Source organism: Methanoculleus sp. MH98A, from assembly GCF_000691865.1.
In the GTDB taxonomy this organism is placed as follows: Archaea; Halobacteriota; Methanomicrobia; order Methanomicrobiales; family Methanoculleaceae; genus Methanoculleus.
The window spans coordinates 1-12703 of record NZ_JMIO01000090.1; the positions used below are offsets into that span (position 1 = coordinate 1).

The following is a 12703-nucleotide window of genomic DNA, read 5'->3' on the forward strand; positions in this document are numbered from 1 at the left end:
CGGCACCTCTGTCTACCCAGATCAGGTTGCAGATATCACATATAACTACAACAATGGAAACGATTCACTCACTACTGTTGTCACCTGACTTATCATTCAGTGATTACCCGCGTCACCACTGCTACCACCCCGCCGACAATCCCGGCGAACACTACCGCGGTGATGGAGAATGTGCACATCGCGATTGCGATGGGGGGAGGGCAAGTGCATTTCGCCCCGCCAAAACTAGCCCCAGGATTGCGGGCGGTCAAAACCTGACCACATAGAGTGTTTCTGGAATTGATACGGTTGATACAGGGCCCAGATCTAAAGTAGGATTTGACACAGAAGGACCCTGAAAAGAGATTCAAAACTAATGTAAAGAAGAGCCGCTGGGGGGAATCGAACCCCCGACCTGCTGATTACGAATCAGCCGCTATACCGCTAAGCCACAGCGGCAACTGCCCTAGAATATTACATCTTCGGAATTAAAAAGGTATCACCTGCCGGGAGCCCGCCGACCCGGCCCCGTTCAGGAGTACCCCCGGATGGTGACGTTGCTCTCCTGCTGCGCGGCGGCCTCCGGGGCGGTTATCTTGCCGAACTTCTGCTCGTAGTCGGCGACGCTCTTCGCGAGCACCTCGACCAGGTTCTTCGCGTGGCGGGGGCTGATCGATACGATTGCCTTCCCCCGCGCCTGGTTCATGCCGGGGATCTCGTGCAGGAAGAGGAACGTGAACTCGTCCTCCTTGTAGGCGATCTGGATGCGGTTGGAGTAGACCGGGTCGAGATTGCCGGGGATGTTGACCGATATCTCGCGGTTTGCCATACCCATCTTCTGTGACTCGCTCCGGGATAAGAGTTGGTCTTGGCCGGCTCGCCGCCGGTGCGGAGCATACCCCGCTAAATAGCGGGAGGACGTACTTTCTGTCAAACGGAACCCTGTGCATGACCGACTACATCCCGGTATCCGGCGTCGTCGCCTGCCACATCTGCCCCCGGCGCTACTACTTCGAGCGCTCGGAGGAGCACCCGGAGTCTCCGCGCTACACCGTCTGCAAACAGGTCTCCACGCACCTCGGCGAACTCCTGGAAGCAGAGCAGATCTGGCAGGAGATCCTCTGCGTCCTCCCCGAAGCAGCGGAAGACGTCCGGGAACTCTTCGACGAATGCATCAGCGCCTGCAGTGAGACCAAATGGCAGCGGCCCGTCCAGGTCGACCTCGGTGTCGAGTCCGACACCCTCGGCATCCGGGGACGGGTCGATAAAGTCTTCGAGGACGGCACGTTCGCCGTCACCCGGTCGAGCGCCGCGCCGAAGGCCGGGGTCTACAACACCGACCGGCTCAGGGTCGCCTGCTACGTTGCCTGCCTGCACGAGACCCTCGGCCGCCCCGTCGCCGGCGGCTACGTCGAGTACGTCGCGAGCGGCGTCTGCCGCTACGTCGAACCCCAGCCCCGGGACCGGCGGGAGATGATCAAGGCGATCCGGGCGGCAAAACGGGTGGTCGCGGGCGAACTCCCGCCCCGGCCCCTCAGGGCGCCCTGCGAAGGCTGCCCGCACCTCGAACGGTGCACCGCCGGGCCGCGGCGGCTCTCCGACCTCTTCTAAACGCTCTCGAGCAGCGTCTTCGAGACGATGTACTCGCCCTTCGCCTCGCGGGTCGTCCCGACGATCAGCCACCGCTCGTCGCCGTGCTCCTCCACGACGCCCTTCGCCTCGACGACCTCGCCCGCGAGCGCCTGGCCCGCGTAGGTGTGGGTGAAGGAGAGCACCCGCGATATATCGTCGTGGTCCACCGCGTAGACCGCCGGGCTGTCGAAGGAGAGCGACGCGCCGGTGACCGTCGCCTCGATCGTCGCCCGGCCGAGAACCTTCCCCGCGCCGGCCGGGACCGCGTCCAGGTTTTCGTAGGCGCGGGTGTAGAGGAGGTCGAAGTAGGTCCCCTCGAACTCCCCCCGGTTCCACTTCCGCTGCTCGTGCAGGACGAAGGCGTCGAAGGATATCTCCGGAACCCGTTTTTTGTAGACCTTCCGCCACATCGCGGTGCTCATCGCGGGGATCACCCCCCTCCCCACCAGGTCGCGGAGCCGGCGCTGCGCGACGAACCAGGCGTCGCCGTAGACCACCAGGTCGATGTCGGAGGCAGCGTTCTCGAGGCCGCAGAGGAGCGAGCCCGTGCATCCGAACGAACCCGCCGGGAGGGACAGGTGGGAGAGGAGCCGCGCCACCCGCCTGTTCCGGGCCGCCACGCCGGCGATCTCCTCCTCGGGCTTGTAGACCCGGGCCACGTCGCAGTGGGGCACCCGGTGGACGCCGTCCAGGTACTCCGGCCTGTGCGCCCGGACCCAGTCGAAGGACTCGGCAAAATCGTATTTATGGTATCGCCGGCCGGCGAGGTTCGTCCGCTCCCCGTCCGGATCGGGGACGTAGCGGAGGATGCACCCGATCCGTTCGGCGTTGTCGTAGTTCGAGACCGCATAGAGGCAGCCCTCGCGATCCTCGATGAAGTCACGGAGCCGTATCGAACTCATTTCAAGCTCTCCAGAAACGCCTCCACCGCTTCCCATTCCGCGCCCTTGCGCAGGATGCACCGGGCGGGGAGATCCACCACCGTGCTCGGCGTCCCGGGGAGTTCCCCTCCGTCGACCAGGTAATCGTGGGGGACGGAGACCTCGTCGGGACGGGTCGGCGGGATATCGTCCGAGATGTTCGCGCTGGTGGACGTGATCGGCGCATCGAGCCGGGCGATGATCGCGACGGCGATATCGTGGTCGGGCCACCGGACCCCGATGAGACCCGTCCCGCCCGTCAGCACCGCCGGCAGGCAGGACTTCGCCGGGAGGAGCACTGTCACCGGGCCGGGCAGGAACCGCTCGATGAACGCCCGCGCAGCATCGTCCACCACCGCGACGGCGGCAAGCATCTCCATATCCGAGACCGCGATCGATATCGGTTTACCCACCGGCCGGTTCTTGGCCTCGTAGACCCGCATCACGGCATCCTCGGAGAGTGCGTCCGCACCGAGGCCGTAGACCGTCTCGGTAGGATAGACGACGAGCCCGTCGCGCGAGAGCACCCGGACGGCCATATCGATCGGGTCCATCAGAACTCACGCCCCTTTACGCGGTTGATATCGAAGACGGCCTTGCCGCTGACGTGCATCACGGCAAAGACCCCGGCCTGGATGGGATCGGTCACGACCAGATCGGCGTGCGAAGGAACGCTGCCGGCCATCTTGAGGGCAATCACCGGGATGCCCCCCGCCCGGACACGTTCCACCGCCCGCGAGACCTCGCCGCCCATCAGCGACCCGGCGAGCACCAGGATCGACGCCCGGGGGAGCCGCGCCACCGCATCCACGGCGAGCGCCAGATCCTGCTCGCCGACGAGAGGAATCGTGTCCACCGATATCCGCTCGCCGCGGATGTTGTGGCGGTCCGCCTCGTTCACGGCGCCGAGCGCCACCTGCGCCACCTGTGCGCCGCCGCCGATGATGATCACCCTCGACCCGAATATCCGGGAGAACGGCGGGTAGATGGTGACGTCGACGACGGACGGCACCCGTGCCAGATCGGCGATGAGTTCGCCATGATTCCCGCACTCCTCGAACTCGAAGTAGAGGTAAGCCTTCCCGGCGTTCGGGCCGGAGGCGATGATCGACTGCTGGATCATCTGGATGTTCGCCAGGTAATCCGCCATCACCGTGGCCACGTCGCGCAGCACGCCGGCCCGGTTCTCGGTGATGATCGAGAGGGCGTACATTTCGGTATCGGTGGTCATGACCCTCCCCGGCAGGAGATCGAAACGTCCTCCGATCGTTTCACGAACAGGGTGTTTTTCGTCATATTCGCGTTAAAAGATAGATTTTGGTCTCATAAGGGTTATAGGTTTTCGGTGCCCCGCAGGTCCGCCCCCTCTCTCGCCGCAAGAGCCGTCGCGAGGAGGCCGAGCGGGATATTGAGGAAGTAGAGGATCAATCGCCAGAGAACGACGAAGAGGCCGAGGAGGTAGGTGGGCACGATCCGGCTGTACAGGGTGGCGGCGCCGAACTCCGCGATCCCGGCCGCGCCGGGGATGAGCGGGACGGCCGCGATCATCTGGAGGATACCCTGGAAGAGGAACGACTCGGGAACGGACGGCGGGAGATCGAGAGCGACGAGCAGCGCCGACGCCGTAGAGAAGAGGAAGACCCAGTCGAGGATGCTCGCCAGGATCGCACCGCCGAGCGCCCGGGGATCGGCCCTCACAAACCGGGAAGAACTCGCGGCAAAGGTCTCGGTTTCGCGCTCGATCCGCCGGGTGAGGTGCTCCGCACCCTCCGCGCCTGGACAGAACCGGAGCCAGCGCCGGCTCCGGCCGCACCGATCGAGCACCCGGATGGCAGCGCCGCCGATAACCCGGTTCGCGAGGGACGGGCGGCGAATCAGAACGGTGAGTGCAGCGAGAAGGACAAGGACGAGGAGGAGGAAGGCCGCCACCGGATAGAGGATGGTGGCGGCAAGGTAACTCCAGAGGTGTCGGACGGCGAAAAGGGCTGCAAGAGTGATGGAGACGAAGACGGCGAGGTCGAGGACCCGCTCCGTGACGACAACGGCAACGGCGTCCCCGACGGCGAGCCCGGCTCGCGAGAGCCGGTGAATCCGGACGGGTTCGCCGCCCACCTGGCCGGGGGTGAGCGAGCCGGCGAAGAGCGAGAGGCTCTGGGTGATCGCGAGGCTCGATAACGGCACGGTGTAGCCGAGGCCGCGGCAGATGACCCCGATCCGGACCATGCGGCAGAGGATCGACGCGGCCCGGAGCCCCAGGGCAAGAAGGAGGGCGGCGACGCCGACCTCCCCGAGGTAGGCCCGGGTTGCTGGGGTGAAGGTCGCCGCGAGCAGCCCCGCGAGGCCGCGCCGCTGAGGAGGAGCGAGAGCGCGATCCAGCGCAAGTTCTTCATGCCGGTCCCCCTCCCCGGCGGCTCCTTATCCAGTGGTGCACCACAAGAGAGGGTAGGTGGCGGGAGGCCGTGATTATGGTTCCCCCGGGGTTTTGGATCCGGCAGCTCCTCCTCCGGGCCGGTAACAGTCGGGGGCGAGAGGAGGACACCTCAGGCCGTCAGAGAGGGTTTATAAGCGATAAACGACAGATTACCATCAATGGACGGCAAACACCGTGCAGCCTACACCGTGATCGTCCTCTTCGGCATCGTAAGCCTCTTTGGGGATGTCATCTACGAAGGGGCACGGAGCGTCTCCGGCCCCTACCTCTACATCCTCGGTGCCGGCGCTCTCGCCGTCGGGGTGGTCGCGGGGCTCGGTGAGTTCCTTGGCTACGCCCTGCGCCTGGCCTCCGGGTACCTGGCCGATACCACGCGGCACTACTGGGCGATCACGTTCATTGGCTACGGGATGCTCGCCGCAGTCCCGCTCCTCGCGCTCGCCGGGTCCTGGGAGGCCGCCGCGCTTCTCCTCATCCTCGAACGGGCGGGGAAGGGCATCCGGGTGCCGGCACGGGACGCCATCCTGGCGAATGCCACGGCGACGGTCGGCCGGGGTTGGGGATTTGCCGTGCACGAGGCCCTCGACCAGATCGGGGCGGTCATTGGGCCCCTGATCTTTACCGCCATCTTCCTTGCGCAGGGAGACTACCGGAGCGGGTTTGCCCTCCTCGCCGTCCCGTTTGTGCTGATGATCCTCGCCCTCCTCTTCGCCCGGCGTCGGGCGCCTGAACCGGTTTCACTTGAGGATAGCGGCTCCGATTCCCGGGGAACCACCCTCCCGGGGTCCCTGCTCCCGTACGCCGTCTTCACCGCGCTCACCATGGCCGGGTTTGCGGCGTTCCCGGTCATCGCCTACCACTTCGCCGTCACCGGCACGGTCTCAGAAGCAGAGATCCCGCTCTTCTACGCCGTCGCCATGGGCGTCGATGCCATAGCGGCTCTCGCGATCGGGCGGGCATACGACCGGTTCGGGCTTGTCACCCTCCTCTCCGTGCCGCTCCTTGCCATCGGCATCCCCTTCCTCGCCTTCGGGACGAGTTACGCCCTCGCGCTTGCCGCTGTTCTGCTCTGGGGCGCGGCGATGGGCGCACAGGAGACGATCCTCCGTGCTGCCGTCGCGGATTATACCCATATCAGCAAGCGCGGGACGGCATACGGGATATTCAACACCATCTATGGGGCGGCCTGGTTTGCCGGGAGCGTCGTCATCGGCTGGGCCTACACGGTCGCCGTGCCGCTCGTCGTCGGGTTCCTGGTGGCGATGCAGGTCGGGGCGCTCGCGGCGTTCGCCTGGATGAGACGCGGGTTTGCCGCACCGGCGGGCTGAAAAAAGGAGGTATCGGGACGATCTGTCCGGCATAATGTTGCTGGGGGATGGCACGCGAACCCTGGCACTACCGGGCGCGGATCTCCCGCGCCACCCTCCGCCCGAGTTCATACGCCCGGGCAATCTCGTCGCCGTCCGGCCGGTAGTTCACCTGGAACCCGCCGTCGATCACCTCAATCCCGGCCGCCTTCAAGGCATCCTCCGCCTGGGCGACCGCGCCGCCCATGCCGCCGTGCGACCCGAACGCGCACCCGATCTTCTTCGCCCCCAACCGGCCGGGTCGAAGCCCGCGGAGGTAACTGAGGAACCCGGCCACCGTGGGGAGGACCTCGTCCTGGAGCGTCGGCGACCCGACGAGGACCGCCTTCGAGTCGAGCACCTCCGTGACAATGTCGCTCCTGTGCGTTCCTTCGTAGCGACCGTCCCGGAGCAGGCAGACCCGGACGTCGGCGCCTTCGGCCATGACACCTTCGGCAACCGCCTTCGCCAGCATCGTGGTCGAGCCGTGCATGGTGTCGTAGACGATCGTGACCTTATCCTTTGCAACGCCCCGGCTCCAGTCGGTGTATGCCCTGAGGACATCGCCGGCGTGCGATCGCCAGATGACACCGTGGCTCGGCGCGATCATCCTGATGTCGATCCCGAGACCTCCGACCTCGTCGAGTTTCTTCAAGACCTTCGGCGCAAGTGGCACGATCAGGTTTGCGTAGAACTTCTGCGCATGGGCCATCGCCGCGTCGTGCCCGATCTCGTCGTCGAACCGGGCGGCGCTCGCGACGTGCTGCCCGAAGGCGTCGTTCGGGAAGAGGATGGCGTCTTCGGCGAGGTAGGTGAACATCGAGTCGGGCCAGTGGAGCATCGGCGCCTCGAGGAAGACGAGCGTCTTCCCGCCGAGGTCGAGGGTGTCGCCGGATTTAACAACCCGGATGTTCCAGCCCGTGGTGTCGTAGTGGCGGGCAAGCCCGGTGCGGGCCCGCTCCGTGCAGTAGATCGGGACACCGGGCATCCGCCGCACGAACGCGGGCAGCGTGCCGGAATGGTCCATCTCGATGTGGTTCACGACGATGTAATCGATCGCGCCCGGGTCGCAGACGGATCCGATACGGCCGAGGACTTCACCCTCGAATCCAGTGTAAGCGCCGTCGATCAGCGCTGTCTTCTCACCCTGGACGAGGTAGGCGTTGTATGTCGTTCCCGGGAGGGTGTAGCCGTGGTACTCCCTCAGGTTCCAGTCGATCGCCCCGACCCAATGGACGCCGGGGGCAAGTTTCGTAGGCATCATGGTTGTTCCTCACAATGTTCGTATTATTACGAACACATCTATGTCGGAACATTCCCTATATCCCTTTTTCGATCTTGATCTGCGGAGCGCCGGATGAGCACCGGGTGGAGAGCAGATCGGGGCCCGAGATCGATCACCTCCGCCCCGATCAAACATACAGCCGCGTCATGACCTCGGCTGGCCGGGCCGGAAAAGAGGGTGTTGAGAGGCAGTGGCGCCGGCGATAGCCGGCACCCTTATGTCCCTGTGGTCTCGGGGACCTCAGGTTATACTATAGATTATCCGGCCGTTCCGGCGAATGGAATGGAAGTCATATGGTAGTCGCAACGCGCCTCACTCTGTGGCATCAACCTCGATCACGTACGGGTTCGGGAGGTAGCGCCCGGTAACCTCGTAGTTGTTCAGGGTGACCGTGTAGTAGCGGAGGAACTTCTCCTTGACGTCACGCATCACCTGCGGGTTCTGGTCGACCTTCGCGTTCACCCAGAGCGTCCGCTTGTTGCCGTTCGAGACGATCTCGTGGTCGTTGATGACCTGGACACCGGTCTTGAAGAGGTACCGCACGCTCGAAAAGGCGTTCTCGATCTCGTCGGGTGCATAGGGCTCGTTCGGGTTGAAGTCGAAGACCGCAACGTCTCCCTCGAGGCCGGGTGCAAGCCCGCCGTACATGTGCGGAAGACCGAGCGATTTCGCGGGTCCGGCCCGGGTCATCTGTGCGATCTCGTAGAGATCGAGTTCGCGGTCGATGCCGGCGAGGTTGGTCGCACCGATGACCTTGTCCTTGTGCTTGAAGGCGTCGATCTGCTGCTCGCGCGCCTCCTGGCTCATGAGCCACTTGATGATCCGCGGGTAGCGGATGAACGGCCCGGCGTTCGGGTGGTCGGTGGTCAGGTAAACCCGCATGGAGTCCTTCGCGAGCAGCGCGAGTTCGAGGCCGATGGCCCACTGGATGGCGCAGACCTTGATGTTCGGGCTGTAGACGTAGGGCACGACACCCGAGCCGGTCTCGAGTTCCACATCGGTGTTCGCCCACTTCAGGTGGTTCAGCTCGGTGAGGTGGTGCTCGAACGGCCCGTCGGCGGTCATGGTCGTGGTCTCGTCGAGCGTCACCTGACCCATGTCGATGGTGATGTTGTCGTGCGAGTTCACGTAGTCCATGATCTCTTTTGTGCGGGAGTCGACGTTCGCCCAGGAGTCGCCACCGTAGGAGTGGAACTGGACGTGAGTGTGGTGCATCACCTGGTCGCGGTCGAACTTGCTGTTCGGCTTGATGCCCTCCGAGAGTTTGAACGTATCGAGCGTCGTCGTGTAGTTGCCGGGGTTCCCGAGGTTGTTCGCGTGCATGTGCATCGAGTGCGGGAGACCGAGGTACTCATTCGCCTCGATGAGGCCCTTCACGATCTGCGCCGGCGTGATGTCGAAGTAGGGAACCGGGTCGTGCACGTTCTCGCAGTTCAGGCCCCATCCCCAGGCTTCCGTGCCGCCGGGGTTGACGACCTTGACCGCGTAGCCCTTCGTCGCCTTGAGGAGCCAGGCGATGTAGGCGGCGGTGTTCTCGATCTCGTGGTTCTTGAGGTACTCGAGGACGAACCAGTTGTTCCCGAAGACCGGGTAAGCGCCCTGGTCGAGGATCGGCGTGTCTCGTATCTCCTCGTGGGTGTGCCGGGCGTAGAGCGGCGGCATGGCCGCTTCCATCACGGTTGTGTAACCCATCCGGGCGTAGTTGTAGCCGGTCCGGATCGTCGTCGGGACGGAGAATCCGCCCTGCATCCGCTCGATGCCGTTTTTAGCCTTGTAGCCGAAGAGTTTGTCTTCGGGGCGGAAGTTGCGGCCGATGTTCACTTTCGGACCGGCGACATGGGCGTGGATATCGACCCCGCCGGCCATGACGGCCTTCTCCGCCGCATCGATGACCTTCGGGCTGCTGAGAGCCGTCGTCTCGACGATCTTGCCGTCCTTGATGGCGACGTCGGCTTTGTCGCCCTTGATCCCGAGAACCGGGTCGAAGACGAATCCGTTCTTGATAAGATATTCTGTCATTGCTCACTCACTCTTGATCTCTCTGACGCGTTCCAGAACGCGGTCGAGGAACTCCTCGTCGGTCATCACGCCCTCGGGGGGCTCGATGACTTTTCTCGTCTCAATCGGCACGTTGTCCATCCGGTATGCGCATCCGCCCACCTCGACGCCGACGAAGGCGACGGGGACGTGGACCTTGCAGACCTCGGTGGTCGGGGTCTCGTGGGGGTCGATAACGACCGACGGGCGGTCGTAGATCTTCTTGACCGAGCTGAACGGGAAGTGCGCGCCGGGGTCACTGCCGAGGACAAAGACGGCGTCCACCTCGTCCCTGCGGAGCAGGTCGTTGGAGGTCGTCTCGCCGGGGTTGTAGCGGGCGAATCCGCGGGAGAGGTCCACCGCGTAGGGGAACCCGAACTGCCAGCCCCAGACCTGGCCGGAGCCGGTGACGTTGTAGTGCCCGCGCATCGGCATGATGGCTGCTTTCGTGTACTCGTTTAAGTCACGGGTGACCGCGATGGCCTCGTCGATGTTGTGGTTCTTCCCGAGCGACTGGGTCACGCCCATGCCGAAGAAGATGATCGCGAAACGGCCGCTCTTGAGCGTCTCAGCGGCCTCGTAGATCTGCTCCTTTGGAATGCCGGCGACGACGTCAGGGAGCTGCTTGCCCTTGAACGCCACGCGGAGCGCATTGAGGAGTTCATAGTCACGCCCCTGCTCGACCTGCAGGTGGACGTCCGCCATGCGGGCGGTGTCGGTGGGCCGCGGGTCGATGACGATCACCTTGCGGCCGGTGTGGCCCTTGCCGGTGAAGAATCCGCGGGGGAAGATCGAGTAGCGGGACATGTGCCGCGGATGGGCATGCGCCGGGTTGCATCCCCAGAAGAGGATACGGTCGGCACGGTTCTTGACCTCACCGAGTGTGCAGCTCGGAATCCCGATATCCTGCACCGCGATGAGGGATGTCCCGTGGCAGACGGTCGCCGTGTTGTCCATGACCGCTCCGACCAGTTCGCCAATCTCTGACCCAATGGACTGCGCTTCGCAGTTCGTGGAGCTCCAGCCGTACATCAGGGGCTTCTTTGCGTCGGTGAGCATCCTGGCGGTATACTCGACCGCCTCGTCGTAGGAGATCTCCTTCCATGACCCGTCCTCCTGCCTCATGCGGGGGCGGGTGATCCTTTCCTTTGCCTGGGAGTGGAGAAACTTCTCGGCGCCGATAGCGCACGCGTTGTAGACTTCGAGGAGTTCCTTTCCGTCATCGCTGACGACAACTTCGAGGTCATCGCAGAGCGTCCCGCAGAACGGGCAGATTACGTCGGTTACAGTCTTCGTCATATGAGTTCACCCCTGTACCTTGCGCACCGGTTCGGTGGGTTGGGGGATGGGTTCGTTCCGGGCGACCTCCACCTCAACAGGTGTGCCTTTAAGCGTTGGCACCCGCATCGAGGATCCGGCGTGAGCGGTTCTTTCACCCCGGACGAGGCCGGTCTTGCAGGTTTTTCCGGGGGGGTGCAGCCGCGGCACCCCCGCAGGTTGCAGCCAGCTGCCCAGGCCCGGTGGACGGCGAGAGCAGGTTCTGGAGCAAGCACCAAAATGTTCGTGGTCATACGAACGTACTAGTGTATCCGAACATTTGATATATCATCCTTTTGACCAGATATATGGAACAAGAAATGATCGGCAGGGGAAGGGCCGGCCGGCCGAGACCGGAACGTGACATAGATCTCTATTCGACACCGGGGGGAACGCGAGCGGTCGGGAACCCGGTGCGGCGTAGTATCCTCGCGGCCCTCCGGGAGCGCGAGCATACGTTCGAGGAACTCGTCATCCTTGCGGGACGGGCCAAGTCGACGGTCTCGGTGCACCTCCAGGACCTCGCGGCGGCGGGCGTGATCGGGTCGCGGCCCGACCCGGAGGACTCCCGGAAGAAGATATTTTTCGTCACCGGCGACCTCGTCGCGAGCGTCTCGCCTGAGTAACGGGTGGTCGATGACCTCGCCGCTTATGCGGGGGCGTACCAGGCAGGGTCAGGCGACCCCAACGCGTTCTACCGGCTCGCGTTCCGGACGATCCGGGTGGCGCTCATGCAGGAGGGGGTTCTCCTCGACCCGCTCCTCTCCCGGGCAGGGGAGCGGATCGGCGAGGAGCTCTACCCGGCGGTCGCTGACCCCGATACAGGAGCGTTCTGCGCGAACATCGCCCGGTTCTGGGAGGAACACCGCCTCGGTCGGATCGAGGTCGCGGAGACGGAACCGCTCGTCCTCCTCGTCTACGACTGCTTCGAGTGCGTCGACCTACCGGTGACGGGGAAGCCTGCGTGTGCGTTCGACTCGGGCATCCTCCGGGCGCTCTTCTCCCGTCACTACGGGCGGCCGGCGGAGGCGATCGAGACCCGGTGCTACTCGATGGGGTTCGATCACTGCCGGTTCGAGATCGGTGTGGGAGGCGGTGGAAGAGAAGAGTGTCGGACCCCGGAATAACACGCAAAAAAACGATAGAAAACGCCATGCGATAGCCGGGGATCGAACCCGGACTAGAGGCTTGGGAAGCCCCTGTCCTACCATTAGACTACTATCGCACTGGTACCAGTACATATTGGCCCGGGAGAACATAAACATTCGGCTCACCTCCCGCCGCCGGAAGGGAGCGCAGCCCCCCCTCCGGCCGACCTTCCTTCCGGCGGCGGGCGCCGCTACAGATCACGGAAACCTCCGTACAACGTATTTCGCCCCCCGGCACGCGCGCCTGTCCGATACCCTTAAGATTCCTCCCGGAGAATATGTTGCAGCACGATCACGTGCTGACTGTGGTAAGTCCGACGTGCTCCCGGAAGCACTGCCCGCAAGGGCTCGGGATTACAGAGATTAGTCAGTTAAAGGACTCTTTTCTGGACTTAACATAGTATATCTATCGGAGGTGCATGAATGGCAAGAATGTACGCTCGGCGTCGCGGAACAAGCAGTTCCGTCCGACCCTACCGGAAGGAAGCACCCGAGTGGTCCAACACGGACGCAACAGAGATCGAGAAGATCGTCGTCGATCTTCGCAAAGACGGCATGTCGACCAGCCAGATCGGCCTTGTGCTGCGTGACAGGTACGCCGTCCCCGA

At 64.0% G+C, this 12703-nt stretch carries 12 protein-coding genes, 2 tRNA genes and 1 pseudogene; 5 read left to right on the forward strand and 10 right to left on the reverse strand.

Going from position 1 to position 12703, the window contains the following annotated elements; translation table 11 throughout:
- Positions 1 to 366 precede the first annotated feature (366 nt).
- Both EI28_RS10880 and EI28_RS10885 read right to left on the reverse strand, forming a co-directional pair.
- A tRNA-Thr gene (locus EI28_RS10880) sits at positions 367 to 438 on the reverse strand.
- Between the two features lie 73 nt (positions 439 to 511).
- Entirely contained in the window at positions 512 to 808 is a 297-nt protein-coding gene (locus EI28_RS10885; protein ID WP_048063718.1) for a DUF3467 domain-containing protein, read from the reverse strand.
- A gap of 119 nt (positions 809 to 927) precedes the next feature.
- On the opposite strand from EI28_RS10885, the gene EI28_RS10890 reads away from it, so the two are divergent.
- On the forward strand, positions 928 to 1590 hold the full coding sequence (locus EI28_RS10890) for a Dna2/Cas4 domain-containing protein (protein WP_048114801.1): 663 nt from the start codon (positions 928 to 930) through the stop codon (positions 1588 to 1590).
- Here the strand turns inward: EI28_RS10890 and EI28_RS10895 are convergent.
- From EI28_RS10895 to EI28_RS10910, 4 genes are all read right to left on the reverse strand, one after another.
- Entirely contained in the window at positions 1587 to 2513 is a 927-nt protein-coding gene (locus EI28_RS10895) for a DNA polymerase subunit beta (protein ID WP_048114803.1), read from the reverse strand. The genes EI28_RS10890 and EI28_RS10895 overlap by 4 nt on opposite strands.
- Positions 2510 to 3085 carry an L-threonylcarbamoyladenylate synthase gene (locus EI28_RS10900; protein ID WP_048114805.1) on the reverse strand — a complete coding sequence of 192 codons (576 nt, stop codon included), beginning with the start codon at positions 3083 to 3085 and terminating at the stop codon, positions 2510 to 2512. Before EI28_RS10900 ends, EI28_RS10895 begins: the two co-directional genes overlap by 4 nt.
- A complete protein-coding gene (locus tag EI28_RS10905; RefSeq protein WP_048114807.1) occupies positions 3085 to 3762 on the reverse strand; it encodes a DUF5612 domain-containing protein in 678 nt (225 codons plus the stop codon). Before EI28_RS10905 ends, EI28_RS10900 begins: the two co-directional genes overlap by 1 nt.
- 101 nt (positions 3763 to 3863) lie before the next feature.
- The gene (locus EI28_RS10910; RefSeq protein ID WP_231476756.1) at positions 3864 to 4754 is read right to left on the reverse strand and encodes a flippase-like domain-containing protein; all 891 of its coding nucleotides are present in this window, start codon (positions 4752 to 4754) and stop codon (positions 3864 to 3866) included.
- A 366-nt stretch (positions 4755 to 5120) separates the two neighbouring features.
- Between EI28_RS10910 and EI28_RS10915 the strand changes: the two genes are divergently transcribed.
- Positions 5121 to 6290, forward strand: coding sequence for an MFS transporter (locus EI28_RS10915; RefSeq protein WP_048114809.1), 1170 nt, complete (start codon positions 5121 to 5123; stop codon positions 6288 to 6290).
- Between the two features lie 67 nt (positions 6291 to 6357).
- Here the strand turns inward: EI28_RS10915 and EI28_RS10920 are convergent, their stop codons facing one another.
- The 3 genes from EI28_RS10920 to EI28_RS10930 all read right to left on the reverse strand — a co-directional run bounded on the left by EI28_RS10920 (position 6358) and on the right by EI28_RS10930 (position 10929).
- Positions 6358 to 7572, reverse strand: coding sequence for an FprA family A-type flavoprotein (locus EI28_RS10920; protein WP_048114811.1), 1215 nt, complete (start codon positions 7570 to 7572; stop codon positions 6358 to 6360).
- A gap of 333 nt (positions 7573 to 7905) precedes the next feature.
- Positions 7906 to 9612, reverse strand: a complete 1707-nt coding sequence (locus EI28_RS10925; protein WP_048114813.1) for a formylmethanofuran dehydrogenase subunit A — start codon at positions 9610 to 9612, stop codon at positions 7906 to 7908.
- Between the two features lie 3 nt (positions 9613 to 9615).
- Positions 9616 to 10929, reverse strand: coding sequence for a formylmethanofuran dehydrogenase subunit B (locus tag EI28_RS10930; protein WP_048114815.1), 1314 nt, complete (start codon positions 10927 to 10929; stop codon positions 9616 to 9618).
- Between the two features lie 326 nt (positions 10930 to 11255).
- Between EI28_RS10930 and EI28_RS14960 the strand changes: the two genes are divergently transcribed.
- Complete coding sequence (locus tag EI28_RS14960) at positions 11256 to 11573, forward strand: helix-turn-helix transcriptional regulator (protein ID WP_231476758.1); 318 nt, start codon at positions 11256 to 11258, stop codon at positions 11571 to 11573.
- Between the two features lie 3 nt (positions 11574 to 11576).
- Complete coding sequence (locus tag EI28_RS14965; protein ID WP_231476760.1) at positions 11577 to 12074, forward strand: V4R domain-containing protein; 498 nt, start codon at positions 11577 to 11579, stop codon at positions 12072 to 12074.
- 27 nt (positions 12075 to 12101) lie between these two features.
- On the opposite strand, the gene EI28_RS10940 is transcribed toward EI28_RS14965, so the two are convergent.
- A tRNA-Gly gene (locus EI28_RS10940) sits at positions 12102 to 12172 on the reverse strand.
- A 346-nt stretch (positions 12173 to 12518) separates the two neighbouring features.
- On the opposite strand from EI28_RS10940, the pseudogene rps15p reads away from it, so the two are divergent.
- Positions 12519 to 12703 (forward strand): annotated as a pseudogene (gene rps15p, locus EI28_RS10945) (30S ribosomal protein S15); the annotation flags it as partial.

Excerpts from the sequence above, each read along its gene's own strand:
- EI28_RS10885 (WP_048063718.1), bottom strand. The coding sequence starts at position 808 with ATGGCAAACCGCGAGATATCGGTCAACATCCCCGGCAATCTCGACCCG.
- EI28_RS10890 (WP_048114801.1), top strand. The coding sequence starts at position 928 with ATGACCGACTACATCCCGGTATCCGGCGTCGTCGCCTGCCACATCTGC.
- EI28_RS10895 (WP_048114803.1), bottom strand. The coding sequence starts at position 2,513 with ATGAGTTCGATACGGCTCCGTGACTTCATCGAGGATCGCGAGGGCTGC.
- EI28_RS10900 (WP_048114805.1), bottom strand. The coding sequence starts at position 3,085 with ATGGACCCGATCGATATGGCCGTCCGGGTGCTCTCGCGCGACGGGCTC.
- EI28_RS10905 (WP_048114807.1), bottom strand. The coding sequence starts at position 3,762 with ATGACCACCGATACCGAAATGTACGCCCTCTCGATCATCACCGAGAAC.
- EI28_RS10910 (WP_231476756.1), bottom strand. The coding sequence starts at position 4,754 with ATGGTCCGGATCGGGGTCATCTGCCGCGGCCTCGGCTACACCGTGCCG.
- EI28_RS10915 (WP_048114809.1), top strand. The coding sequence starts at position 5,121 with ATGGACGGCAAACACCGTGCAGCCTACACCGTGATCGTCCTCTTCGGC.
- EI28_RS10920 (WP_048114811.1), bottom strand. The coding sequence starts at position 7,572 with ATGATGCCTACGAAACTTGCCCCCGGCGTCCATTGGGTCGGGGCGATC.
- EI28_RS10925 (WP_048114813.1), bottom strand. The coding sequence starts at position 9,612 with ATGACAGAATATCTTATCAAGAACGGATTCGTCTTCGACCCGGTTCTC.
- EI28_RS10930 (WP_048114815.1), bottom strand. The coding sequence starts at position 10,929 with ATGACGAAGACTGTAACCGACGTAATCTGCCCGTTCTGCGGGACGCTC.
- EI28_RS14960 (WP_231476758.1), top strand. The coding sequence starts at position 11,256 with ATGGAACAAGAAATGATCGGCAGGGGAAGGGCCGGCCGGCCGAGACCG.